This window comes from Caulobacter sp. CCG-8 (assembly GCF_037402475.1).
In the GTDB taxonomy this organism is placed as follows: Bacteria; Pseudomonadota; Alphaproteobacteria; order Caulobacterales; family Caulobacteraceae; genus Caulobacter.
The window spans coordinates 25,906-49,988 of sequence record NZ_JBBEUD010000020.1 but is presented as its reverse complement, the minus strand read 5'-3'; the positions used below and the strand labels follow the sequence as shown (position 1 = coordinate 49,988).

General features: G+C 70.0%; 18 protein-coding genes. 8 read left to right on the top strand and 10 right to left on the bottom strand.

The features are described from left to right. Window positions 1-108 precede the first annotated feature (108 nt). The 5 genes from WAE60_RS18550 (at window position 109) to lpxK (ending at window position 6,192) form a co-directional block, all read left to right on the top strand. Entirely contained in the window at window positions 109-1,926 is a 1,818-nt protein-coding gene (locus WAE60_RS18550) for an ABC transporter ATP-binding protein (protein WP_337687821.1), read from the top strand. Then, window positions 1,923-2,636, top strand: a complete 714-nt coding sequence (locus WAE60_RS18545) for a lysophospholipid acyltransferase family protein (RefSeq protein WP_337687820.1) — start codon at window positions 1,923-1,925, stop codon at window positions 2,634-2,636. Before WAE60_RS18550 ends, WAE60_RS18545 begins: the two co-directional genes overlap by 4 nt. Window positions 2,637-2,903: 267 nt before the next feature. Then, complete coding sequence (locus tag WAE60_RS18540) at window positions 2,904-3,911, top strand: cation diffusion facilitator family transporter (protein ID WP_337687819.1); 1,008 nt, start codon at window positions 2,904-2,906, stop codon at window positions 3,909-3,911. Then, window positions 3,908-5,188: a 3-deoxy-D-manno-octulosonic acid transferase gene (locus WAE60_RS18535; protein ID WP_337687818.1), complete on the top strand. Its 1,281-nt coding sequence runs from the start codon at window positions 3,908-3,910 to the stop codon at window positions 5,186-5,188. The genes WAE60_RS18540 and WAE60_RS18535 overlap by 4 nt, the downstream gene beginning before the upstream one ends. Continuing rightward, complete coding sequence (gene lpxK / locus WAE60_RS18530) at window positions 5,185-6,192, top strand: tetraacyldisaccharide 4'-kinase (RefSeq protein WP_337687817.1); 1,008 nt, start codon at window positions 5,185-5,187, stop codon at window positions 6,190-6,192. Before WAE60_RS18535 ends, lpxK begins: the two co-directional genes overlap by 4 nt. Before the next feature lie 122 nt (window positions 6,193-6,314). On the opposite strand, the gene WAE60_RS18525 is transcribed toward lpxK, so the two are convergent. Then, on the bottom strand, window positions 6,315-7,394 hold the full coding sequence (locus WAE60_RS18525) for a phosphotransferase family protein (RefSeq protein WP_337687816.1): 1,080 nt from the start codon (window positions 7,392-7,394) through the stop codon (window positions 6,315-6,317). Between the two features lie 291 nt (window positions 7,395-7,685). Between WAE60_RS18525 and WAE60_RS18520 the strand changes: the two genes are divergently transcribed. After that, the gene (locus tag WAE60_RS18520; protein ID WP_337687815.1) at window positions 7,686-8,045 is read left to right on the top strand and encodes a VOC family protein; all 360 of its coding nucleotides are present in this window, start codon (window positions 7,686-7,688) and stop codon (window positions 8,043-8,045) included. A gap of 133 nt (window positions 8,046-8,178) precedes the next feature. Here WAE60_RS18520 and purD read toward each other — a convergent pair whose 3' ends face one another. Continuing rightward, on the bottom strand, window positions 8,179-9,465 hold the full coding sequence (gene purD / locus WAE60_RS18515; protein ID WP_337687814.1) for a phosphoribosylamine--glycine ligase: 1,287 nt from the start codon (window positions 9,463-9,465) through the stop codon (window positions 8,179-8,181). 164 nt (window positions 9,466-9,629) lie between these two features. On the opposite strand from purD, the gene WAE60_RS18510 reads away from it, so the two are divergent. Further along, a complete protein-coding gene (locus WAE60_RS18510; RefSeq protein WP_337687813.1) occupies window positions 9,630-11,705 on the top strand; it encodes an alkaline phosphatase family protein in 2,076 nt (691 codons plus the stop codon). A gap of 15 nt (window positions 11,706-11,720) precedes the next feature. On the opposite strand, the gene cytX is transcribed toward WAE60_RS18510, so the two are convergent. The 8 genes from cytX to WAE60_RS18470 form a co-directional block, all read right to left on the bottom strand. Further along, a complete protein-coding gene (cytX, locus tag WAE60_RS18505; protein ID WP_337687812.1) occupies window positions 11,721-13,049 on the bottom strand; it encodes a putative hydroxymethylpyrimidine transporter CytX in 1,329 nt (442 codons plus the stop codon). 145 nt (window positions 13,050-13,194) lie between these two features. Further along, on the bottom strand, window positions 13,195-13,722 hold the full coding sequence (locus WAE60_RS18500; protein WP_081916563.1) for a tetratricopeptide repeat protein: 528 nt from the start codon (window positions 13,720-13,722) through the stop codon (window positions 13,195-13,197). Window positions 13,723-13,781: 59 nt separating this feature from the next. Next, entirely contained in the window at window positions 13,782-14,474 is a 693-nt protein-coding gene (gene phoB, locus WAE60_RS18495) for a phosphate regulon transcriptional regulator PhoB (RefSeq protein ID WP_012288542.1), read from the bottom strand. 18 nt (window positions 14,475-14,492) lie between these two features. After that, entirely contained in the window at window positions 14,493-15,182 is a 690-nt protein-coding gene (phoU, locus tag WAE60_RS18490) for a phosphate signaling complex protein PhoU (RefSeq protein ID WP_029908814.1), read from the bottom strand. A gap of 22 nt (window positions 15,183-15,204) precedes the next feature. Beyond that, window positions 15,205-16,113, bottom strand: a complete 909-nt coding sequence (gene pstB / locus WAE60_RS18485; protein WP_337687811.1) for a phosphate ABC transporter ATP-binding protein PstB — start codon at window positions 16,111-16,113, stop codon at window positions 15,205-15,207. A gap of 4 nt (window positions 16,114-16,117) precedes the next feature. Beyond that, a complete protein-coding gene (pstA, locus tag WAE60_RS18480) occupies window positions 16,118-17,434 on the bottom strand; it encodes a phosphate ABC transporter permease PstA (RefSeq protein ID WP_029908817.1) in 1,317 nt (438 codons plus the stop codon). Further along, entirely contained in the window at window positions 17,427-18,869 is a 1,443-nt protein-coding gene (gene pstC, locus WAE60_RS18475) for a phosphate ABC transporter permease subunit PstC (RefSeq protein WP_029908819.1), read from the bottom strand. The genes pstA and pstC overlap by 8 nt, the downstream gene beginning before the upstream one ends. 101 nt (window positions 18,870-18,970) lie before the next feature. Continuing rightward, window positions 18,971-20,425: an ATP-binding protein gene (locus WAE60_RS18470; protein WP_029908821.1), complete on the bottom strand. Its 1,455-nt coding sequence runs from the start codon at window positions 20,423-20,425 to the stop codon at window positions 18,971-18,973. Window positions 20,426-20,600: 175 nt separating this feature from the next. Between WAE60_RS18470 and WAE60_RS18465 the strand changes: the two genes are divergently transcribed. Further along, window positions 20,601-23,882: an autotransporter domain-containing protein gene (locus WAE60_RS18465; protein WP_337687810.1), complete on the top strand. Its 3,282-nt coding sequence runs from the start codon at window positions 20,601-20,603 to the stop codon at window positions 23,880-23,882. Window positions 23,883-24,083 lie beyond the last annotated feature (201 nt).

The following is a 24,083-nucleotide window of genomic DNA, read 5'->3' as shown; positions in this document are numbered from 1 at the left end:
AGATAGGCGCCACAGCCCTGTAATGCAAAAGCCACAGCGCCGCACCCCCGCCGCAATGACAAGCCACAGGGCGTTGACACCCAACGCGCGAAATCCGACCCCTGCCGCATGACCGACCCCGCCGCGCCTCCGCTCACCAACCGCGTCCTGGCCGCGCGGATCTGGCGCGACTACCTCAAGCCCCGCTGGAAGGGACTGACCGTCTCGATCGTCAGCGCCGCGATCATCGCGGCCCTGAGCGCGGCCCTGACCAAGATCATCCAGCCGGCCATCGACCAGCTGATCACCCATCCCCAGGCCGGGGCCCTGCTGCGCATCCCCCTGCTGATCGCCGCCCTGGCCGGGGCCCGCGCCCTGTTCCAGGTGGCTCAGGCCACCGCCATCAACCGGATCGGCAACGGCGTGGTCGGCGACGTGCAGGTGCGGCTGTTCGGCAAGCTGGTGCGCTCGGACCTGGCCCGCCTGCGCGGCGCCCACTCCGGCTCCTACGTCTCGTCGGTGCTCTATGACGCCACCCTGATCCGCGAGGCCGCGACCAGCGGCGTGGTCAACTACACCCGCGAGTTCCTGACGGTGATCGGCGCCCTGGTGGTGATGTTCCAGCTGGACCCGATCCTGGCGACCGGCGTGCTGGTCATCGCCCCGCTGTCCAGCCTGATCATCCGCCGGTTCTCGAAGAAGACCACCAAGGCCGCCAAGGGGGCCATGGGCGAGACCTCCAACCTGTCGACCGCGATCATGGAAAGCCTGGACGGCATCAAGATCGTCAAGATGGAGAACCGCGAGGCCTATGAGGAGGCCCGCGTCGCCACCGTGGTGGAGCGCCGCCAGCGCCACCTGATCAAGGGCAGCAACGCCAAGGCCATGGCCGCGCCCTCCACCGAGCTGTTCACCACCCTGATCATCGCCGCCGTCTTCGTCTACGCCGGCTGGCGGGCGACCAGCGGGGCGGGCGTGCTGGGCGGGACCCTGACGGCCGGCGCCTTCTTCGCCTTCCTCAGCGCCCTGATCATGGCCGCCCAGTCGCTGCGCCAGGTGGCCAACCTGCAGACGGTGTTCACCGAGGGCTTCACCGCCGCCCGCCGGCTGTTCGCGGCCCTGGACGTCGAGCCGACGATCACCGATCCCGCCGACGCCAAGGCCCTGCCGGCCGGCGACGCCGCCATCGCCCTGGACCATGTCGACTTCGCCTACGGCGCCGACGCCCCGGCCCTGTCGGACGTCAGCCTGACCGCCCACCGCGGCGAGACGGTCGCCCTGGTCGGCCCCTCGGGCGGCGGCAAGAGCTCGATCCTCAACCTGATCCCGCGCTTCTACGACGTGACCGGCGGGGCGGTGACCATCGACGGCCACGACGTGCGGTCGGTGACCCTGGCGTCCCTGCGCGACCGCATCGCCCTGGTCACCCAGGAGCCGTTCCTGTTCGACGACACCATCCGCGCCAACATCGCCTACGCCCGGCCCTCGGCGGCCGAGGACGAGATCGAGGCCGCGGCCCGCCAGGCGGCGGCGCACGAGTTCATCGGCGACCTGCCCCTGGGCTACGACACCATCGTCGGCGAGGCCGGGACGCGGCTGTCGGGCGGCCAGCGCCAGCGCATCGCCATCGCCCGCGCCTTCCTCAAGGACGCCCCGATCCTGCTGCTGGACGAGGCCACCAGCGCGCTGGACACCGAGAGCGAGGCCCAGGTCCAGGCGGCGCTGGAACGGCTGATGGCCGGCCGCACCACGATCCTGATCGCCCACCGCCTGTCGACCGTGAAGGGCGCCGACCGCATCTACGTGATCGACCGGGGCCGGGTGGTCGAGACCGGGACCCACGGCTCGCTGGTGCGCCAGAAGGGCCTCTACGCCCGCCTGGCCAAGGCCCAGGACCTGGACCACGTCCCCGCCGCCCCTTCTGAAGATCGGGGAGCCGCCGAATGAGGCCCCTGCGTTGGCCGCTGGTGATCCAGGTCGTGTCGTCGATCTTCGCCGGCTATTCCAAGCTGGTGTTCCACACCCTGCGCATGACCCGCGAGGGCCAGGAGCACGCCGAGGCGGTGTGGGCCCAGGGCCGCGAGACCGGCTCCGGGGCGATCCTGTGCTTCTGGCACGCGCGCATCCCGATGTCGCCGCTGACCTGGCCGCAGGATCCGTCGCGCCAGGACATGCGGGCCCTGATCTCGCGCTCGGCCGACGGCGAGTTCATCGCCCAGACGGTCGAGAAGCTGGGCTTCCCCGCCATCCGCGGCTCGTCGACCAAGAAGTCCGACCCGGCCAAGAACAAGCACGGCGAGCAGGCCTTCCGCGACATGATCAAGTGGGTCAAGGACGGCGGCGGCATCGCCATCACCCCCGACGGCCCGCGCGGCCCGGCCGAGCGGATGGAGAAGGGCACGTCGTCCCTGGCCCGGGTGACCGGCGCCCCGGTGATCTTCGTCGGCCTGGCCGCCAAGCCCTGCATCCGCCTGGGCTCGTGGGACCGCACCGTGATCCCCCTGCCCTTCGCCAAGGCCGCCATGGTCTGGAGCGCGCCCACCGGCGCCGGGCGTGGGGACGATCCGGACGCCCTGGTCGAGGCCTGGGCGGCTCAGCTGTCGGCCGTGACGCGGCGGGCGGAGGCGTTGGTGGGGCTGGAGCCGGACGGTAGCTGACCGGGGACATGCCCTTGCGGCGTGTCCCCACGGCCTGACTCCGAGCCTGTTGTTGGGGACACGCCGCGAGGGCATGTCCCCGGCGACAGCACGGCGGCGAACACTTGCCCCCTACGGACCGCTTCGCGGTCGTCTTCCCCCACAGGGGGAAGAGCGCTCCGCCCCCTGCGGGGGCGGACAGACCGCGAAGCGGTCAGGTGGGGGCAAGTGGGTGCGCCTCGGGGCATGACGGTTGAAAGGCCCGCCCCTTGGTGGGATGTAGACCCCATGCCGAACGCTCACGATCACAAGCACGATCATCACGGTCATGATCACCACGATCACGCCCACGACCACCATGATCACGATCATGATCACGGCCATCACCACCACGGCCCCGGCGGTCACCACCACCACGCGCCCAAGGACTTCGGCAAGGCCTTCGCGATCGGGGCGGCGTTGAACATCGGCTTCGTGCTGGCCGAGACCGTGGCCGGCCTGATGACCCACTCACTGGCCCTGCTGGCCGACGCCGGCCACAATCTTTCCGACGTGCTGGGCCTGTTCATGGCCTGGGGCGCGGTGATCCTGGCCAAGAAGGCGCCGGGCGGGCGCCACACCTACGGCCTGCGCAAAGGCACGATCCTGGCCTCGCTGACCAACGCCGTCTTCCTGCTGGTCGCCGTCGGGGCCATCGCCTGGGAGGCCGCCCGCCGCTTCGCCCATCCCCAGCCCATCGAGGCCGGCCCGGTGATGATCGTCGCGGGCATCGGCATCGTCATCAACACCGCCACGGCCCTGATGTTCATGAAGGGCTCCGAGCACGACCTGAACATCCGCGGGGCCTTCCTGCACATGGCCGCCGACGCCGCGATCTCGGCCGGGGTCGTCGTGGCCGCCGCCGCCATGTGGGCCACTGGCTGGCTGTGGCTGGACCCGGTGGTCAGCTTGGGCATCGTGCTGGTCATCGTGCTGGGCACCTGGGGCCTGCTGCGCGACAGCCTGGACCTGGCCCTGGACGCCGCCCCGCGCGGCATCGACCCCAAGGCGGTCAAGGCCTGGCTGGCCGAGCGCCCCGGCGTGACCGAGGTCCACGACCTGCACATCTGGGCCATGAGCACCACCGAGACGGCCATGACCGCCCACCTGGTGCGCCCCGAGAACCCCGACAACGACCGGTTCCTGCACGACATCTGCGGCGAGATGTCCAAGCGGTTCAAGATCGGCCACGTCACCATCCAGGTCGAGTCGGGCGGCGTGGCCACCTGCCACCTGGCCGGCGCGGACGCGGTGTGAGCCTTCCCCTGTCCCTGGCGCTGTACCGCGCGGCGACGACCGCGCTGGAGCCGTTCGCGCCCCTGCTGCTGGACCGCCGCGCCAAGGCAGGCAAGGAGGACCGCGCGCGCCTGCACGAGCGCCTGGGCCGCCCCGTCGCCGCGCGTCCCGACGGGCGGCTGATCTGGCTGCACGGGGCCAGCGTCGGCGAGAGCCTGTCGATCCTGCCCCTGGTCGAACGCCTGCGCGCCGAGCGTCCCGAGCTGGCCGTGCTGGTGACCTCGGGCACCGTCACCTCGGCGCAGCTCCTGGCCCGCCGCCTGCCGGAGGGCGCGATCCACCAGTTCCTGCCGGTCGACACGCCCGGCGGCGCCCGGCGGTTCCTGGACCACTGGCGGCCGGACCTGGCGGTGTTCGTCGAGAGCGAGCTGTGGCCCAACCTGCTGCTGACCGCCAAGGCGCGTGGGGTGAAGCTGGCCCTGGTCTCGGCCAAGCTGTCGGACAAGAGCTACGCCGGCTGGCAGGCCCGGCCCTTCGCGGCCTGGGAGCTGTTCAGCGGCTTCGACCTGATCCTGGCCCAGGACGGCCGCGCCGCCGAGCGGCTGACCAACCTGGGCGGCACGGTGGCCGGCGAGGCCGACCTGAAGTTCGGCTCGGACGCGCTGCCGGTCGACGCGGCGGCCCTGGCCAGCCTGCGCGTGCGCCTGGGCGACCGGCCGCTGCTGCTGGCCGCCAGCACCCATCCGGGCGAGGACGAGATCGTGCTGGAGGCCTGGCGCGCCCTGCCGGACCGCCCCCGCCTGGTGATCGTCCCCCGCCATCCCGACCGCGGCCCCGTCGTCGCCGACCTGTCCCTGACGACCGGCGCCACGGTGGCCCTGCGCAGCCGCGAGCCCGACGACAGCGCCGACGTCATCGTCGCCGACACCCTGGGGGAGCTGGGCCTGTGGTACCGCCTGGCCGACCTGGCCCTGGTGGCCGGCAGCCTGGTGGCCGGGATCGGCGGCCACAACCCTCTGGAGCCGGCGCGGGTGGACTGCCCGATCGTCTCCGGCCCCCATGTCGAGAACTGGCTGACCGCCTATGCCGACCTGCGCGACGCCGACGGCGTGGCCTTCGCCGACGCCTCGGTGCTGGGCGCCCGCCTGGCCGACCTGCTGGCCGGGCCGGAAATCCTGAAGCTGCAGGCCGGCCGCGCCCAGGCCTTCGTCGCCCGCCGCGACGCCGAGGCCCGGGCCGGCCTGGACCGGATCGTCGCCCTGCTGGACGCGGACTCCCCCTTGGAGACGGGGGCATGAAGCTGGCCACGCCCCGCTGGTGGTACCGCCGCGACGGCGCGCCCAGCCCCGTCACCCGCGCCCTGCTGACGCCGCTGTCGTGGATCTGGGCCGCCCAGACCGCCCGCCGCATCGCCCGCACCCAGCCGCGCGGCGCCGACTGCGCGGTGATCTGCGTGGGCAACTTCACGGTCGGCGGGGTGGGCAAGACGCCGATCGTCCGCGAGCTGCTGCTGACCCTGACCCAGCGCGGCCGCCGGGCCCACGGCCTGTCGCGCGGCTACGGCGGACGGCTGAAGGGGCCGGTGCGGGTCGATCCCGGCCGCCACGGCGCCAAGGACGTCGGCGATGAGCCGCTGATGCTGGCCCAGGACTTCCCGATGTGGGTGTCGCGCGACCGGGTGCTGGGCGCGCGCAAGGCCGCCGCCAACGGCGCCGAGGTGGTGGTCATGGACGACGGCCACCAGAACCCCGACCTGCGCAAGACCCTGTCCCTGGTGGTGGTCGACGGCGAGACCCGCGACGACGAATGGCCGTTCGGCGACGGCAAGGTGTTCCCGGCCGGGCCGATGCGCGAGCCGCTGGCCGTCAGCCTGGCCCGCACCGACGCGGTGATCGTGCTGCTGCCCGACGACCTGCGGGAGGCCGATCCCCAGCTGCTGGCCCTGTTCGGCGACACCCCGGTGCTGATCGCCCGGCTGGAGCCCGCCGTCCCGCCGCCCAAGGGCCGTCAGGTCGGCTTCGCCGGCATCGGCAAGCCCTGGAAGGTCGAGCGCGCCCTCAAGGCCGCCGGCTGCCACCTGGTGGACTTCGCCCCCTATCCCGACCACGGCGACTATGACGCGGCGACGCTGCAGTTCCTGGCCGACCGCGCGGCGACCTACAGCGCCGGGCTGGTCACGACCGAAAAGGACTGGGTGCGGCTGCCGCAGGAATGGCGGGACAAGGTGACGCCTTGGCCGGTCCGGGCGCGGTTCGAGGACGAGGGGGCGTTGGCCAAATTGCTGGAGTCAGCGGGGCTTTAGTCACTTGCCCCCACCTGGCGGCTATGCCGCCTGTCCGCCCCCGCAGGGGGCGGAGCCTCGCGCTCTTCCCCTCAGGGGGAAGACGACCGCGTAGCGGTCCGTAGGGGGCAAGTATTGGCCGCCTAAGCGCCAGCCTTTCTAGCGAACTCCCACGCCCCCCGCGCCAGAACCGGCACCCGCGCCTCCATGATCTCGGCATGCGCGCTGGCGGCGGTCCCGTCCCGCACCCGGCCGACGATGCCCTGGCAGATGCCCGCCAGGCGGAACAGGTTGTAGCTGAAGTACCAGTCCAGGTTCGGCAGGCCGTCGCGGCCGGTCAGCCTGCAGTACTGGGCCACGGCCTCGTCGATGGTGGGCACGCCGTAGGCCTTCAGGTCCTTGATCTCGGCCAAGCCGCCGCGCTGGTCGGACGGCATCACCCAGTTCATCAGGAAGTAGCTGAAGTCGGCCAGCGGGTTGCCCAGGGTCGACAGCTCCCAGTCCAGCACCGCCACCACCTTCGGCTCGGTGGCGTGCAGGATCATGTTGTCCAGCCGATAGTCGCCATGGACGATCGAGGTCATGTCGTCGGGCGGACAGCTCTTGGGCAGCCACTCCATCAGCCGGTCCATGTCTTCCAGCTGGCGGGTCTCGGACGCCTTGTACTGCTTGGTCCAGCGGTCGATCTGGCGGGCGAAGTAGTTGCCCGGCTTGCCATAGTCGGCCAGGCCCACGGCGGCGTAGTCGACGTTGTGCAGGGCCGCCAGGGTGGCGATCTCGGCCTCGTAGATCGCCCGGCGCTCGGCCGGCTGGTAGTCGGGCAGGGTCCCGTCCCACAGGATCCGACCTTCGACATTGTCCATCACGTAGAAGATCGTGCCGATCACCTCCTCGTCCAGGCACAGGGCGTAGGCCTTGGCGACGGGGAAGTTCACCTTGTTGAGGCTGGAGATCACCTTGAACTCGCGGTCCACGGCGTGGGCGCTGGGCAGCAGCTTGCCCGGCGGCTTGCGGCGCAGGACGTACTTCCTGGCCGGGGTGACCAGCTGGTAGGTCGGGTTCGACTGGCCGCCCTTGAACTGGCGCACCTCCAGCGGGCCGGCATAGCCCTCGACATGGGCCTCCAGCCAGGCCGCCAGCTTGACCTCGTCGATCGCGTGGCGCGGGTCGACGGGCTTGGTCCCGGAGTTCAGGTCCTGGGCGGACTGTTCGGCGGCGGCCATGCGCTTTCTCCCCAACGCTTGTTTGAAAGCGACATTAGAGCGTGCGGACGGCGACGCAACCCTCTCGGCGCCCCGCCCAAAGCCGAGTACAAGAGCCGGGTCGAAAAAGGGCCATGGACCGGAAGAGGTAAGCCCGGTCGCTCCGAACTTCGGGGAACCTGTACCCACGCCTCACGGCAGGGACCCACGGCGAGACGACGGCGCGATCACGCGCCGCCGGCTCGGCGTGCGTGGTCCTGGTCAATCCCGATCGAACCTCCGTGCGCCGCGCCTCAACCGAAGGAGAGCGCCATGCGCCTGAACCATATCGACCTGCCCGTGCCCGACGTCGCCGCGACGCGGGACTTCTTCCAGACCTGGCTGGGCTTCACCCACGAGCGGACCCTGGGCCAGGACGGCCTGTCCATCCTGCGCGATCCCGCCGGCCTGGTGCTGGTGCTCAGCCGCCTGCGCCGCGACGGGGCCCGGACCTGGCCGATCCCGTTCCACATCGGCTTCCATCTGGACAGCCGGGCGGCGGTGTCCGACCTCCAGGCCCGCATGGCGGCCGGCGGCCTGGCCGTCGAACCGCCGGCGATGCAGCACGGGGCCTTCGCCTTCTACCTGACCGCGCCGGGCGACATCCTGGTGGAGGTGGCGCACCGGGGGTAAACCTCTCATTGTTGTCATCCCGGAAGCCTCGTAGAGGCTGTCCGGGACCCAGGGGACTGGGCGAAGGCCTTGCGGTTCACCTGGGTCCCGGACAAGCGCTACGCGCTTTCCGGGATGACAACGGATTATTGCCTCAGCCGTGCTGGCTCAGCGCCCGCCAGCCGATGTCGTTGCGATAGAACCCGCCTTCCAGCGAGATCGTGCCCAGGGCCGCATAGGCCACGTCGCGGGCCTCGTGCAGGGTGGCGCCCAGGGCGCAGACGTTCAGCACCCGGCCGCCCGACGCCACCAGACGGCCCTCGGCGTCGCGGGCCGTGCCGGCGTGGAAGATCTCGGCCTCGTGGCCGTAGTCGGACTCCGCGCCCTGGATGACGCCGCCGGTGACCGGCTTGTCGGGATAGCCCTGCGCCGCCAGCACCACGCAGATCGCCGCCTCGTCGCGCCACGCCGGCTTGTCGGCCGAGGCCAGCTGACCTCGCGCCGCCGCCAGCAGGATCGGGACGATGTCGCTCTCCAGGCGCAGCATCAAGGTCTGGCACTCCGGATCGCCGAAGCGGGCGTTGTACTCGACCAGCTTGGGCCCCTGCGGCGTCAGCATCAGGCCGGCATAGAGCACGCCCACATAGGGCGAGCCCTCGGCGGCCATGCCCTCGACGGTGGGGACGATCAGCTCGCGCCAGGCCTGGTCGACCAGGGCCTGGGTCAGGACCGGCGGCGGCGAATACGTGCCCATGCCGCCGGTGTTGGGGCCCTCGTCGCCGTCATAGGCGCGCTTGTGGTCCTGGGCCGCGCCGAAGAACACCGCCGTCTTGCCGTCGCAGATCGCGAACAGCGAGGCCTCCTCGCCGTGCATGAACTCCTCGATCACCACCCGGGCGCCGGCCGAGCCGAAGCGGCCGCCCAGCATGTCCAGTACGGCGGCGTCGGCCTCGTCGCGCGTGGCGGCGATCACCACGCCCTTGCCCGCCGCCAGGCCGTCGGCCTTGATCACGAACGGGGCGGTCAGGGTGTCGAGGAAGGTCCCGGCCGAGGCGGCGTCGGTGAACACGCCGTAGGCCGCCGTCGGCAGGCCGTGACGCTTGCAGAAGTCCTTGGTGAAGGCCTTGGAGGTCTCCAACTGGGCGGCCTTTCGGCTGCCGCCGAAGCAGGGGATCCCGACCTTGGCCAGTTTGTCGGCCAGGCCGACCTCCAGCGCCGATTCCGGCCCCACCACCACCAGGTCGGCGGCGATCTCCCGCGCCAGGGCGACCAGGCCCGCCACGTCGGTGACCTTGACCGGCTTCAGCTCGGCGACCTGGGCGATGCCGGGATTGCCCGGCGCGGCGACGAGCCGCCCACAGAGCGGCGACTGGGCGATCTTCCAGGCCAGGGCGTGCTCGCGCCCGCCGGACCCGACGAGGAGGATGTTCAGCTTTTCCATGAGGCCGGGGTGTCGCGTGGCCGGGCCGCGCGGTCAAGACGAATGACGGTCGAACTCGACGCCGATGACCGAGGGCGACAAGGACGCTCATAAGTTGAAGGTTGACACAACTCTCTTATCGAGAGCAGCTTTCCGCCACAACCATAAGTCACGGGGGAAGCGCCATGTCGCTCGACAAGATCGAACACGTCGTCGTGCTGATGCTGGAGAACCGCACGTTCGACAGCCTGCTGGGCTGGACCTACGAGCGGGACGCGCCGGCCTTCATCCCGCCGGCCACCGCGCCCTATCGCGGGCTGCAGGGGGTCAATCTCGACAACTTCGTCAACACGGCGCTGAACGGCACGCTCTCCGCCAAGCCGACGCGCGGGGTGACCGGCTTCACGGTGCCCGACTTCGCGCCCGGCGAGTCGTTCCAGCAGGTCCTGACCCAGTTCTACAACACCCAGTCGCCGCCGCCGAACACGCTTCCCAGCATGAAGGGGGTGCTGGAGGACTTCGTCCAGGTGCTCAAGCACCGCAAGCTCAGCGACGCCGACATCCGCCGCCTGGGGCCGATGGTGATGCAGAGCTTCACCCAGGCCCAGGCGCCCGTCCTGAACCAGCTGGCCCGCCACTACGCCGTCAGCGACGCCTGGCACGCCTCGGTCCCGTCCCAGACCAATCCCAACCGCTCGTTCCTGATGTGCGGCACCTCGAACGGCATGATCAACAACGGCGACCTGGAGACCGATCCCCGCGCCAAGAAGATCCAGGAACTGGTCGGCATGGCGATCGGCGACGACCGGGTCAACGCGCCGACCATCTTCAACGCCCTGGCCACGGCCGGGGCCGACTGGGCCGTGTTCTACGAGACCAGCTACCTGCCGCAGAAGATCTCGACCCTGCTGAACGAGGTCACCACCATCGCCCGGTTCATCCCGGGCATCCGCCAGATCTTTGACGCCCTGTCGCCCTACACCGACTACCTGAAGAGCCTGACGTCCGGGAACCTGGACTCCTGCTACACGTGGCGGCTGTTCCCGCAGATCAAGGACAAGATCCCCGGCGCGGCCTCGCGCTTCCGCAAGACCAGCGACTTCCACTACCTGGCGCGCTCGGGCCGGCTGCCGAAGTTCAGCTACATCGAGCCCTTCTGGTCGATCGCCCACAGCACCGTCGACAACAAGGGCTACGAGAACCTGTTCTCGGCCCTGGGCAACGACTACCACCCGCCCGGCAGCGTGCTGGCCGGCGAGCAGTTCGTGAAGGAGATCTATTCCAGCCTGATCGCCAACAAGGCGGCCTGGGAAAAGACCCTGCTGCTGATCACCTTCGACGAGTTCGTGGGCTCGTTCGACCACCAGACCGCCGACCTGAAGGCCGGCAAGGTCAAGCCGCCGTGGGGCTCGGGCAAGCCGCCCTACGAGAACAGCGCCAAGTTCAAGTTCGACCGCCTGGGCGCGCGGGTGCCGACCATCGTGGTCTCGCCCTATGTCCAGAAGGGCTCGGTGTTCCGGTCCAAGACCGAGACGCCGTTCGACCACGCCTCGGTGATCACCACCATGATGGAGAAGCTCAAGCGCCCGGACCTGGTGCCCCAGTTCGGCGAGCGGGCCAAGAACGCCCCCAGCTTCGCCCACGCGGTGACCCTGACCACGCCGCGCACCGATCCCATCCTGCCGTTCGTCGACGTCCAGCGCCGCGCCGGCGAGCCGGTGCTCTACGGCCAGACCTTCCATCTGAAGAACCAGAACGGGAAGTACCTGGCGCCCGCCTACTGCACGCTGAAGGTGGCCGGCGGCGGCTCGGTGCTGTCCCAGGCGATCCTCGACCTGCTGGTGGCCTACGACATCGCCGCCTATTTCCCGCGGCTGGACGACAAGAAGGCGCCGGTGTCGTTCGTCACCCAGGCCACCGATCCGCCGACCGAGATCCACAACGGCTCGAAGGTCCTGCTGGTGTCGCGCGAGCCCGGCCCCGGGGCCCGCAACATCCTGGGGGCGTGGGCCGACTCCCACGACTGCTACTACCACGACGAGTATCTGGAAGGCGTCAATCGCGACAAGCAGACCTGGGTGATCCGCAAGCTGGACAATCCGGGCGGGCCGCTGCGCTACGGCGAGCGGATCCATCTCGACAACGTGCACTTCCGCGACCAGCGGCTGACGCAGGACAGCCGGTGGTTCATGGGCGAATGGATCACCACCGAGAAGAACGGCAACTACTGGACCGTCGAGCCGGGCCCGGTGGCGGTCTGATCGCCGGCGCCCGCCCTAGGCGGGGCGGCGGGGCACGGCCCGCAGCGCCAGATAGACCCCCGCCGCCGTCGCGAACGACGGCAGGGTGGCGCCCAGGTCGGGCGCCTGCCGGGTCAGGACCTGGTAGGCGCCGACGCCGACCGCCCAGGCCAGGAGGCCGGCCAGGTTCAGCGCCCCGGCGGCCTCCGCCCGGCGGCGGCGGACGATGAAGTGGTCGGCCAGCAGCACGCCGAACAGCGGCGCGAACACCGAGCCGATCAGCAGCAGGAAGGTCTCGTAGCGGGCCATCGGGGCCAGCAGGGCGATGGCCGTGCAGACGACGCCGAAGCCCACGGCCAGGCGAGCGGGTCCCACCCGGACCAGGGTGGCGGTCGAGACGGCGGCCGAATGGATGTCGGCGAAGGTGTTGTCGGTCTCGTCGATGACGATCAGCAGCAGGGCGATCCCGCCGCCGCTGGCCGCCAGGGCCGACAGCAGCAGCCCTTCGCCGCCCCCGGCGACCAGGGCGTAGGCCGCGCCCAGGCCCATGAACCAGACATTGGCCAGCAGGTAGCCGACGAAGGCGCCCCGGAACATGCCGCGCGGCGAGCGGCCGAAGCGGGTGTAGTCGGCGATCAGCGGCAGCCACGACAGCGGCATAGCCACCACCAGGTCGACCCCGGCTCCGAAGCCCATCTCGCCCGTCCCGGCCCTGGCCATCAGGGCGCCCAGGTCATGGTCGGCCAGCAGCCGCCAGGTCAGCCAGCCCGCGCCCGCCAGCAGCAGCCACAGGCCCCAGGCCCGGAGGAACCGCCGCACGAACGACACCGGCCCCATCACCGCCAGGCCGGTGGCCAGGGCGCCGAAGGCCAGGGTCCACAGCAGGGGGCTGGAAAAGCCGAAGGTCTGCTTGACCAGGGCGTCGGCGGAGTCGCGCATGGCGATGATCTCGAACGCGCCCCAGCCGGTCAGCTGGACGGCGTTCAGCACGGCCGGGACCGCCGCCCCGCGCGCGCCCAGGGCCAGCCGCAGCGACCCCATGGCCGAAAGCCCGGTGTCGGCCCCCACCACCCCGGCGGCCGCCAGCAGCAGCGCCCCCAGCACCGACCCGACGACGATCGCCGCCAGGGCCGCGCCCAGGCTCAGCCCCGGGACCAGGAACGCGCCGGCCTGCAGGACCAGCAGGCCGATGCCCAGGCTGAACCACAGGGAGAACGCGTCGAGCCCGCCCAGCGCCCGGCGCTCGGCGGGCACGGGGGTCAGGGGGTCGTAGGCGTCGGGGGCGGAGTCGAGCTGGGCCATGGGCCGGGTGTAGCAGGTGGGCGCATCGGCGCGAAAGCCGAGGCGGGCTACGAGCGGGGACATGCCCTTGGGCGTGTCCCCAAGTCCGGGCGCGGCGCTTGCCGATGGGGACACGCCCAAGGGCATGTCCCCGGCCCGCGCTCGCCCCATCGTCCGTCATCCTCGGACTTGTTCCGAGGACCCCGGCTTCAGCCGCGAAGGAGGGTGATCAGGGATTTGAGCAATGGGGCCAGGCGATGCGGGCTTCGGGATAGCCGCCCTGCACCGCTCGCCGATACCAGGACACGGCTTCCTCGCAGCTCTGTTTCACGCCGCGTCCTTCCTCGTACGCCCGGCCGACGTTGATGTAGGCCTCCAGCGCATGAGCGTCGGCCGCCTTGCGAAACCAAACCAGGGCTTGGGCATAGTCCTGCGGAACGCCGTCGCCGTGTTCGTACAGGGTCCCAAGATTGTTCTGCGCCGCGGTGTTCCCCTGCTCCGCCGCCTTGCGATACCAGGCGGCGGCCTTGGCATGGTCCTGCGGCACGCCCCAGCCCATCAGATAGAGGCGGGCCAGATAGGATTGCGCGGTGGGATCGCCTTGCTCGGCGGCGGGCGTCCAGAGCTTCAGCGCCGTCGCGTAGTCGTTCCGCTTGGCCGCCTCCAACCCGTCCTCGACGGGTCCGGCATAGGCCAGGCCATGGCAGGCGGCGGCCAGAGCCAGGCCGACCAAGGTTTTCAGGATCGTACGCGCCATCTGTTCCCCCAAAGCACTGGGCAAGGGACAACAGCTGACGCGTCGATGCAACCGGGAGCTTACGCCGCGTCGAGATCCAGCGAATATCCCGCCGAACGCACGGTCCGGATCGGATCCCCGTCCACGTCGCCGTTCAGCGCCTTGCGCAGACGCCCGATGTGCACGTCCACGGTCCGGGCCTCGACATAGACGTCCGAGCCCCAGACGGCGTCCAGCAGCTGTTCGCGGCTGAACACCCGGCCCGGGTGCTGCATCAGGTAGTCGAGCAGGCGGAACTCGGTCGGGCCCAGGTGGACCTCCTTGCCCTGGCGCTTCACGCGATGGGCGACGCGGTCGATGACGATGTCGCCGACCGTGATGCGGTCGTCGGCCAGGCCCGGGCGGATACGGCGCAGGACGGCGCGGACGCGGGCCGTCAGCTCGATCATCGAGAACGGCTTGACCACGTAGTCGTCGGCCCCGGTGTCCAGGCCCCGGATGCGGTCGCTCTCCTCGCCGCGCGCCGTCAGCATGATGATCGGCACGTTGCGGGTTTCCGAGCGGCCGCGCAGGCGGCGGCAGACCTCGATTCCCGAGACCTTGGGCAGCATCCAGTCCAGGATCACCAGGTCGGGCGCGCGCTCGGAGGCCATGGTCAGGGCTTCCTCGCCGTCGCCGGCCACGCCGACGACGTAGCCTTCCTTGTCGAGGTTGTAGTGCAGCAGGGTGGCCAGGGCGTCTTCGTCTTCGACCACCAGAACGTAAGGAGTCACTTCGGCCGGCCCTCTTCGTTACTTCGACAGCTCGAGCTTGGGACGCTGGGAGATGATCTCCTCGCCGGTCAGCTCGAAATGGATGATCTCGGCGATGTTGGTGGCGTGGTCGCCGATGCGCTCGAGGTTCTTGGCGACGAACAGCAGATGAGCGCACGGATTGATCGTCCGGGGGTCGCCCATCATGTAGGTCAGCAGTTCGCGGAAGATGGCGTTGTAGTGCTCGTCCACCTCCTCGTCGCGGCCCCACACGCCGATGGCGCGCTGCAGGTCCGAGGCGGTGTAGGCGTCCAGCACGTCCTTCAGGCGGCCCTGGACCAGGCGGCCCATGCGCTCGATCGAGCGGGTCAGGGCGCTCATCGGGTCGGCCTCGGTCAGGATCAGGGCGCGCTTGCCGATGTTCTTGGCCATGTCGCCGCAGCGTTCCAGGCTCATCGAGATCTTCAGGGCGGCCACGGCGTGGCGCAGGTCCACGGCCATTGGCTGGCGCAGGGCGATCAGCTTGAAGGCCTTGCGCTCGATCTCGGCCTGCAGGGTGTCCAGCCGCTCGTCGCGGGCCACCACCTGCTGGGCCAGGGGCGCGTCGCGGCGGGCGATGCACTCGATGGCGTCGGCCACCTGGGCCTCGGCCAGGCCGCCCATGCGGGTGACCTCGGCCGTGAGGTGGTTCAGCTCTTCGCCGTAGGACTTGACGGTATGCTCGGTCATGTCTGGTCTCGATCCCTGCCGGTTAGCCGAAGCGGCCGGTGATGTAGTCTTGCGTGCGGGTGTCGCGAGGATTGGTGAACATCTCCTCGGTCGGGCCGCTCTCGACCAGCTTGCCCAGGTGGAAGAAGGCGGTCTTCTGCGACACGCGGGCGGCCTGGGCCATCGAGTGGGTGACGATGACGATGCAGAACTGGCTGCGCAGCTCGTCGATCAGCTCCTCGATCTTGGCGGTGGCGATCGGGTCGAGGGCCGAGCAGGGCTCGTCCATCAGGATCACTTCCGGGCTGACGGCGATGGCGCGGGCGATGACCAGGCGCTGCTGCTGGCCGCCGGACAGGCCGGTGCCGGGCTGGTGCAGGCGGTCGGAGACCTCGTTCCAGAGGCCGGCCTTCTTCAGGCTGCTCTCGACGATGGCTTCCAGCTCGTCCTTGCGCGAGGCCAGGCCGTGGATCTTGGGGCCGTAGGCGACGTTCTCGAAGATCGTCTTGGGGAACGGGTTCGGCTTCTGGAACACCATGCCCACGCGCGAGCGCAACACCACCGGATCGACGCTCTTGGCGTTGACGTCGCTGCCGTCGATCTCGATCGAGCCCAGCACCTTGGCCGACGGGATGGTGTCGTTCATCCGGTTGATGCAGCGCAGGAAGGTCGACTTGCCGCAGCCCGACGGGCCGATGAAGGCGGTGACCGACTTGGCCGGCACGTCCAGGCTGACGTCGAACAGCGCCTGTTTCTCGCCGTAGAAGACGTTGACGTCGCGAGCGCGGATCTTGAACTCGCTGGTCGTGGCGTGGCCGTGGCCGGCGGGGATCGCCGAGGCCAGGGTCGGGGCCCCAGAGTGTTGGGCGGCGGCGATCGTGTCGTCGCGGTTTTCGGTCGGCATGGCGTGTCCCAGCGAAAGGGGAGAAGCGAGGGGATTGAGGAAGGTCATCGGTCTACCACCGGCGTTCGAAGCGGCGACGCAGGATCACGGCGGTGGCGTTCATCAGGATCATGAACACCAGCAGCACGATGATGGCCGCGGCGGTGCGTTCGTGGAAGGCGCGTTCCGAGGCGTTCTCCCAGATGAAGACCTGGACCGGCAGGACGGTGGCCGAGCTGGCGAAGTTCTCCGGGGCGCCGGGCACGAAGGCGACCATGCCGATCATCAGCAGCGGGGCGGTCTCGCCCAGGGCGTGGGCCAGCGACAGGATGGCGCCGGTCATCACGCCGGGCATGGCCAGCGGCAGCACGTGGTGGAACACGGTCTGGGCCTTGGAGGCGCCGACGCCCAGGGCGGCTTCGCGGATCGAGGGCGGCACGGCCTTCAGCGAGCTGCGGGTGGCGATGATCACGGTCGGCAGGGCCATCAGGGCCAGCACCAGGCCGCCCACCAGCGGCGAGCCGCGCGGCACGTGCAGCCAGTTGATGAACAGGGCCAGGCCCAGCAGGCCGTAGACGATCGACGGCACGGCGGCCAGGTTGTTGATGTTGACCTCGATGATGTCGGTCCAGCGGTTCTTGGGCGCGAACTCCTCCAGATAGACCGCGGCCAGCACGCCCACCGGGATGGCGATCATGGCGGTGATGAACAGCATCATGGCCGAGCCGATCACCGCGCCCCAGACGCCGGCCTGCTCGGGCTCGGTCGAGTCGGAGTTGGTGAAGAACTTGGTGTTGAAGCCGGTCTGGACGGTGCCGTCCTTCTTCAGCCGGTCCAGCCAGTCCAGCTGCTGGTTGTCGAGCTTGCGGTCTTCCTCGGCGGTCGAGCGCTTGATCTCGCCCTTGTAGTAGAGATCGGCGTCGGCCTTGACCGAACCGGTGACGTTGACCGTCTTGCCGATCAGCGAGCGGTCCTTCTTGACCATCTGCAACAGCTGGTTGCCGAAGTCGCGCGAGGTCAGGTCCATGATCTTGCCCGACGTCGTGCCCAGGTCGTCGTCCTGAACGCCCAGCTTCTTCATCATCGCCTCGGCGACGATGTAGTCGTAGTTCACGCCCTCCAGGGCGTTCACGTCGATGCGCTCGGGGTTCAGGTAGACCGGCACCGTCAGGGTGTGGGTCTCGAAGGTCGAGTAGCCCTGGGCCACGATGCGGCCGACCAGCACGACCAGGAAGATCATGGCGACGACGATCGCCGCCATGCCCTGGGCGCGGAACAGCTTCTCGGAGCGGTGGCGCTTCTTGAGCAGCGCGTCGCGGGCCGACTCGGCCGGGCGAGCGGCGGGAGCGCCGGGAGAGATGCCCGACGGGGACAGGGAAGCGTCAGTCATATTGTTCCCGGTACTTCTGGACGATGCGCAGGGCGATGATGTTGAGGCCCAGGGTGACCACGAACAGGGTCAGGCCCAGGCCGAAGGCCGACAGCGTCTTGGGGCTGTCGAATTCCTGGTCCCCGGTCAGCAGGGTGACGATCTGGACGGTCACGGTGGTGACGGTGTCCAGCGGGTTGGCGGTCAGCTTGGCCTGCAGGCCGGCGGCCATGGTGACGATCATGGTCTCGCCCACGGCGCGGGACACGGCCAGCAGCATGGCGGCCATGATCCCCGGCAGGGCGGCGGGCAGGACCACCTTCTTGACGGTCTCGGACTTGGTCGCGCCCATGGCGTAGCTGCCGTCGCGGAGCGACTGGGGCACGGCGTTGATGATGTCGTCCGACAGCGAGGAGACGAAGGGGATCAGCATGATGCCCATCACCACCCCGGCCACCAGGGCCATCTGGTTCTGGACCTGCATCAGGTACTGGGCGATCCCGTCCAGCGGGCCGCCGGCCATCTGCTCGCCGATGCCGTTGAAGAAGGCGCGGAACAGCGGACCCACGGTCAGGGCGGCGAAGAAGCCGTAGACCACGGTCGGCACCCCGGCCAGGATCTCCAGCAGCGGCTTGATGGTCGCCCGCATGCTCCGGCCGGCGTATTCCGACAGGTAGATCGCCGAGTAGAGGCCGATCGGCGCGGCCACCAGCATGGCGATCAGCATCACCAGGAAGGTGCCGGCGAACAGCGGCACGGCTCCGAAGGCGCCCGACGAGGCCACCTGATCGGCGCGCATGGCGATCTGCGGGGCCCATTCGGTGCCGAACAGGAAGCTGAGCGGCGAGACGCTCTCGAAGAAGCGCCAGCTCTCGTAGATCAGCGACATCACGATGCCGAGCGTGGTCAGGACGGCGGCGATCGAGCAGGCGATCAGCACGCCGGCGATCCAGCCCTCGACCCGGTTGCGGGCGCGGAACTCGGTGTTGATGCGCGGGGTGGCCAACAGGAAGCCGGCCAGGGCCAGCAGGCCGGCCAGGCCCAGGACCGAATAGCTGACGATGCCGTCGATGCGCTTGGCCTCGACGACCTTGGCGTCGAAGGCGGCCCGCAGCGGACCGTCATAGCTGACCTCGCTGGCGGCCTGGCCGGTGGCCACGGCGTTGACGTCGCTGAAGAACACGTCCTGGCGGTCGGGGGTCAGGGCCTGGACCGCCGCCGGCCGCTGGGCCTGCAGCATGGCGTCCTCGACCCGGCCGCCGAAGGTGGCGCCCAGCAGCAGCAGCAGCGCCGCCGGGGCGCCGGCCCACAGGGCGGCGTACAGGCCGTAGTAGTTCGGCAGCGAGTGCAGCTTGGCCTTGGAGCCGCCGGAGGACTTCAGCGCGCGGCTTCGGCCGGCCATGAAGGCCGCGCCTGAGAACAGGGCGAGGAACAGGAGCGAGAGCCAGGTCAGCATGCGTGCGGCGGGGTCTTGCAAGGGATGCGGTGACGGCGCACGACGCGCCGTACCGCCCACGCCGATCTATGCCGGGCGGGCGCCGACCTTATGCGACGTTTTCACGACAGTTTTGCGACAGCGCCCGGGACGGCGTCCGGAGCGGGGGTCTCCGAGGGGCCGCCGGAAGGCTCGGACGAGGTCCGGGCCATCGGGAAATAGACCCCGAACGTCGCCCCTTCGCCCTGGACGCTCTCCACCGTCATGCCGCCGCGGTGGCGGTTCATGATGTGCTTGACGATGGCCAGGCCCAGGCCGGTGCCGGACCGCTCGCCGCTCTTCTGGCCCTCGACCCGGTAGAATCGCTCGGTCAGGCGCGGCAGGTGCTCGCGCGCCATGCCGGGACCGCGGTCGCTGACCCGCAGGGAGGCGTAGCGCTCCTCCACCGCGTGGTCGGGGGTCAGCAGCGACATTCGGGCGGCGACCGGGTCGCGCGGCGCGGCGGCCATGTCGGCGGTCAGGCCCGAGAAGATCTCGACCCGCACCACGCCCTCGCGCGGCGTGTACTTGATGGCGTTGTCGACCAGGTTCTGGATCACCTGGACGATCTGGTCGCGGTCGCCCTCGACCACGGCCGCCCCGCGCGGCGGCAGGACGGGGTCGAAGGTCACGGCCTTGTCCTTGGTCTGGGGGGCCAGGGCGTCCAGGACGTCGATCGTCGCCATGGCCAGGTCCACCTGGCCCAGCGGCGGGATGTGCTCGTTGAGCTCGATTCGCGACAGGCTCATCAGGTCGTCGATCAGCCGCGCCATCCGCTCGGCCTGGGCCTGCATGATGCCCAGGAACCGGTCGCGCGCGCCGACGTCGTCCTTGGCGTGGCCTCGCAGGGTCTCGATGAAGCCCGACAGCGAGGCCAGGGGCGTGCGCAGCTCGTGGCTGGCGTTGGCCAGGAAGTCGGCCCGGGTGCGCTCGCTGCGGCGGGAATCGGTCTCGTCGCGCAGCACCAGCAGCGCCAGGCGCGATCCGCGCTCGTCCACGCCCAGCGGCGCGCAGTGCGCCGCCCATTCGCGGCCCTGGGCCCCGCCGCCGACATAGTCGACCGAGCGCCGCACGCCGCCGAACAGGCTCTCGTCCACCGCCTCCAGCACCTGCGGGCTGCGCAGGGCCGAGACCAGCAGCCCGCCGCGCGGCTGCAGCTTGAACAGCTCGCGCGCCGCGGCGTTGGCGAACACGAACCGCCGGCCGGTCAGGTCGTCGGCCTCCTCGGCGGCGATGACCATCAGGGGATCGGGCAGGGTCTCCAGAATCAGGCCGAACGGCGGCGGCTGGTCCAGCGCGGCCGGAACGGGCGCCGGGACGGCCTGGTCGGCGGATCGCCTCAGGGCCCGGCGGGCCAGGACATAGCCGGTTACGCCGCTGGCCAGGGCCAGGGGCACCGCCGCGGCGGTGTTGGCGCCGCCCGCCGCCGCCAGGGCCAGAAGGGCCCCGGGCCCGGCCAGGACAACGCCCCAGACGCCCAGGGGCGTGCTGGCGGACCCGTCGGAACGGGCTGACGAGGACGGCGAGGCCATCGGCATGCGGCAGTCTCGATTACGGCGAAGGGAGGATTCGGCGATCCAGATATGGCGCCCTGTGAACGCTTGCGATAGACCGTCAAACGCCTCGTAGCGCGACGTTGACGGAAAGCACCGCAATTTCGCCGCAACGTGCCGCAATCTGGGGTCTGGGTTTATCTCTAAGGTGTCGTTCGGAATGCAGCGCAAGGTCCTGGTCGCGACAGTCGCAACCGCTCCTCTCCTGGCCATGGCGTTCGGCGCTTATGCTGAGACGGTCATCACAACGGCCCGCACGACGCCGATCGCCACCGCGACGGCCTCGTCGACCAATACGGCCGACGACGTGAAGGTCGACACGGGCGGGGGGATCACCCTGACCACGGCCGGCCCGATGGTCACCGTGAACAGCAACAACAAGGTCACCCTGGGCGGCAACGGCCTGACCTCGGTCGGCGTCGACAACTCGACGGGCGTCCTGATCCAGGGCGGCACGACCGGCTCGGTGACCAACAACGCCGCCATCAGCCTGACCGAGGACTACACCCCGACCGACGACGACAAGGACGCCTCCGGCGCGGCCAAGCCCGACGGCGACCTGGACGGTCCCTTCGCCAAGGGGACCAACCGCTACGGCATCCGCCTGGTCGGCCCGGGCGTGTTCACCGGCGACATCGTCCAGAGCTCGACCGGCTCGATCACGATCGAAGGCAACAATTCGGCCGGCATCTCGCTGGAGAGCGGCCTGGTCGGCAACCTGACCACCGGCGGCGCGATCACCGTCACCGGCGACAACACCTACGGCGTCCACGTGGCCGCCCCCGTGACCGGCAAGGTCTCGATCAACGGCTCCACCAGCGTGACGGGCCTGAACGCCACCGGCGTGGCGATCGACGGCGACATCAACGGCGCCTTCGTCGTCCAGGGCGGCGTGAGCGCGACCGGCTACCGCTACACCACGCGCCCGTCCACCAAGGAACTGCGCGCCATCCTCGACGCCGACGACCTGCTGCAGGGCGGTTCGGCCGTGCGGGTCACCGCCAATGTCAGCGGCGGCGTGCTGCTGGACGTCCCGCCGCTGGACCTCGACTCGACCAAGACCGACGAGGACGGCGACGGCGTCGCCGACGCCAGCGAAGGCACGGCGGCCCTGGTCAGCTACGGCGCCGCCCCCACCCTGCTGATCGGCTCGGACACCCATTCGGTGGCCATCGGCGCGGTGGGCACGGGCGACAACGCCTACGGCCTGGTCAGCAAGGGCGGCGTCACGGCCAACGGCGTCTATGACGGCGTCTCGGCCACCGCGATCCAGATCGGCGGCAACGCCGGCCAGACCACCACCCTCGCCGGCGGCGCGCGGATCGACAGCACGGTCACCGCGACCGCCTACGAAGCCACGTCCACCGCCTTCCAGGTCAAGGCCGGCGCGTCGGTCCCGACCCTGTGGAACAAGGGCCAGATCTCGGTCTTCGGCATCTCGGAAGGCAATTTCGACGCCCGCGGGGTCGCCATCGACGCCGGCGCGACCATGACCACCCTGCGCAACGCCGGATCGATCGCGGCCACCCTGGGCGGCGAAAAGGGCAACGCCTACGGCGTGATCGACAATTCCGGCACGCTGACCACCATCGAGAACACCGGCCGGATCAGCGCCTCGGTCGTCGCGACCGACGACGCCGACGACAAGGACGACGCCGACAACGACGCCACCAACGAGGTGATCACCGGCAAGGCGATCGCCATCGACGTCAGCCACAACACCACCGGCGTGACCCTGACCCAGAACGGCGTCAACGACGGCGACGACGGCAAGGACGGCGTGGCCGACCCCGACGCGGACGGCGACGGCGTGGACGACGCGGACGAGCCGTCGATCGTGGGGGCCATCAACTTCGGCTCCGGCGCCGACACCTTCAACGTCCAGAACGGCGTCGTCATCGGCGACATCAGCTTCGGCGCCGGGGCGGACGCCCTGAACATCAGCGGCGGCGCGGCCGTGGTCGGCGCCCTGCGCGACTCGGACGGCCAGCTGGCGATCAATGTCGGCAAGGGCTCGCTGGGCCTGGCCAACGCCGAGACCATCAACGCCACCAGCCTGACCCTGGGCGCGGAAAGCAAGCTGCTGTTCACCGCCGACCCGGCGTCGGGCACGAACACCCACCTGGTGATCTCGGGCGCGGCCAACATCGCGTCCGGCGCCCAGCTGGGCCTGCGGCTGAACAGCCTGCTGACGGCCCCGACCAGCTACACCGTCATCACGGCGGGCACGCTGACGGCCGGCACGATCAACCAGGACCTGCTGGGCGGCACGCCGTACATGTACGTGGCCAGCAGCCGCGTCGACACCAACAACGTCTATCTGGACGTGCGCCAGCGCACGGCGGCCGAGATCGGCATGAACAAGGCCCAGACCTCGGCCTTCGACGTCACCAACGCGGCGCTGACCAAGGACGCCAACATCGCCAAGGCCTACCTGGCCCAGACCACCCACGACGGCTATCTGGGCCTCTACGACCAGATGATGCCCGACCAGGGCGAAGGCTTCTTCGCCGCCATGCAGGACGTCACCCACGCGATCGCGACCGCCACGGCCTTCCGGCCCGATCCGGGCGACCGCTACGGGCCCGACAGCCTGTGGGTCCAGGAGATCAACACCCTGGTGCGGCGCGACACCGACGCCTCCATGGGCTCCGACACCCAGGCCTTCGGCTTCGTCGGCGGCTACGAGGCCATGGGCGACGCCGGAGGCGCGCTGGGCCTGACCCTGGCCTTCGTCAGCATCGAAGAGCACGACATCGCCGCCAAGGTGGGCGAGCAGACCACCGGCAACTACCTGCAGCTGGGCGCCTACTGGCGCCGGGCGATCGGCGGCTGGCGCATGAACCTGGGCGGCGGCGGCGGCTACGGCTGGTACGACGGCGACCGGACGTTCAACACCGGCGACCTGGACGGCAACGGCACGGCCGACGTCCAGCTGCACAACACCGCCAAGTGGAACGGCTACACCTTCAACGCCTTCGCCGGCACGGCCTACGAGGCCAAGTTCGGCGGCCGTTACTTCGTCCGCCCCGAAGGCTATCTGAACTACCTCTATCTGAGCGAAGGCGAGCGCAAGGAGTCGGGCGGCGGGATCGGCTTCGACCAGATCGTCCACAAGCGCAAATCCGACGGCCTGACCGGCGACGTCGGCATCGTGCTCGGCGCCGACTACGGCCGCGACCTGTGGTGGCGTCCGGAAGTGCGGGTCGGCTATCGCCAGCTGCTGGCCGGCGAGATCGGCGACACGACCTTCAGCTACACCTACGCCGGCGCGCCCACCGCGACCCTGGCGTCGGCCAACGACAAGGACGGCGCGGTCACCCTGGGCTTCGCCCTGCGGGCCGGCACGCCGATGTCGTATCTGGCGCTGGAAGCCAACGCCGAGGCGGCCAAGAAGCAGAAACGCTACAATCTCAAGCTCACCGGCCGTGCGATGTTCTAGTCTTCGGGCCGCCCCCTGGACTTCGGGGGCAAACATGACGAACACTGACGAATAGGCCCGCGCTTCGGCGCGGGCCTTTTTTCGTTCGGGAATCCAGTAGCTTGACCATACGGCGACATCGGCCTCGCCGAGGGGCCTGAAGGAAAACTCAAAGCCCCGCGCCCTTATCTCTATTTAACACGTAGGAATAATCGTCTTTTG

Bases quoted from the DNA above. Each gene is read 5' to 3' on its own strand.
- WAE60_RS18540 (WP_337687819.1), top strand. From the start codon at position 2,904: ATGCCGAACGCTCACGATCACAAGCACGATCATCACGGTCATGATCAC.
- WAE60_RS18525 (WP_337687816.1), bottom strand. From the start codon at position 7,394: ATGGCCGCCGCCGAACAGTCCGCCCAGGACCTGAACTCCGGGACCAAG.
- WAE60_RS18510 (WP_337687813.1), top strand. From the start codon at position 9,630: ATGTCGCTCGACAAGATCGAACACGTCGTCGTGCTGATGCTGGAGAAC.
- WAE60_RS18545 (WP_337687820.1), top strand. From the start codon at position 1,923: ATGAGGCCCCTGCGTTGGCCGCTGGTGATCCAGGTCGTGTCGTCGATC.
- phoU (WP_029908814.1), bottom strand. From the start codon at position 15,182: ATGACCGAGCATACCGTCAAGTCCTACGGCGAAGAGCTGAACCACCTC.
- WAE60_RS18470 (WP_029908821.1), bottom strand. From the start codon at position 20,425: ATGCCGATGGCCTCGCCGTCCTCGTCAGCCCGTTCCGACGGGTCCGCC.
- purD (WP_337687814.1), bottom strand. From the start codon at position 9,465: ATGGAAAAGCTGAACATCCTCCTCGTCGGGTCCGGCGGGCGCGAGCAC.
- WAE60_RS18500 (WP_081916563.1), bottom strand. From the start codon at position 13,722: ATGGCGCGTACGATCCTGAAAACCTTGGTCGGCCTGGCTCTGGCCGCC.
- pstA (WP_029908817.1), bottom strand. From the start codon at position 17,434: ATGACTGACGCTTCCCTGTCCCCGTCGGGCATCTCTCCCGGCGCTCCC.
- lpxK (WP_337687817.1), top strand. From the start codon at position 5,185: ATGAAGCTGGCCACGCCCCGCTGGTGGTACCGCCGCGACGGCGCGCCC.
- cytX (WP_337687812.1), bottom strand. From the start codon at position 13,049: ATGTCCCCGCTCGTAGCCCGCCTCGGCTTTCGCGCCGATGCGCCCACC.
- pstB (WP_337687811.1), bottom strand. From the start codon at position 16,113: ATGACCTTCCTCAATCCCCTCGCTTCTCCCCTTTCGCTGGGACACGCC.
- WAE60_RS18465 (WP_337687810.1), top strand. From the start codon at position 20,601: ATGCAGCGCAAGGTCCTGGTCGCGACAGTCGCAACCGCTCCTCTCCTG.
- WAE60_RS18520 (WP_337687815.1), top strand. From the start codon at position 7,686: ATGCGCCTGAACCATATCGACCTGCCCGTGCCCGACGTCGCCGCGACG.
- pstC (WP_029908819.1), bottom strand. From the start codon at position 18,869: ATGCTGACCTGGCTCTCGCTCCTGTTCCTCGCCCTGTTCTCAGGCGCG.
- WAE60_RS18550 (WP_337687821.1), top strand. From the start codon at position 109: ATGACCGACCCCGCCGCGCCTCCGCTCACCAACCGCGTCCTGGCCGCG.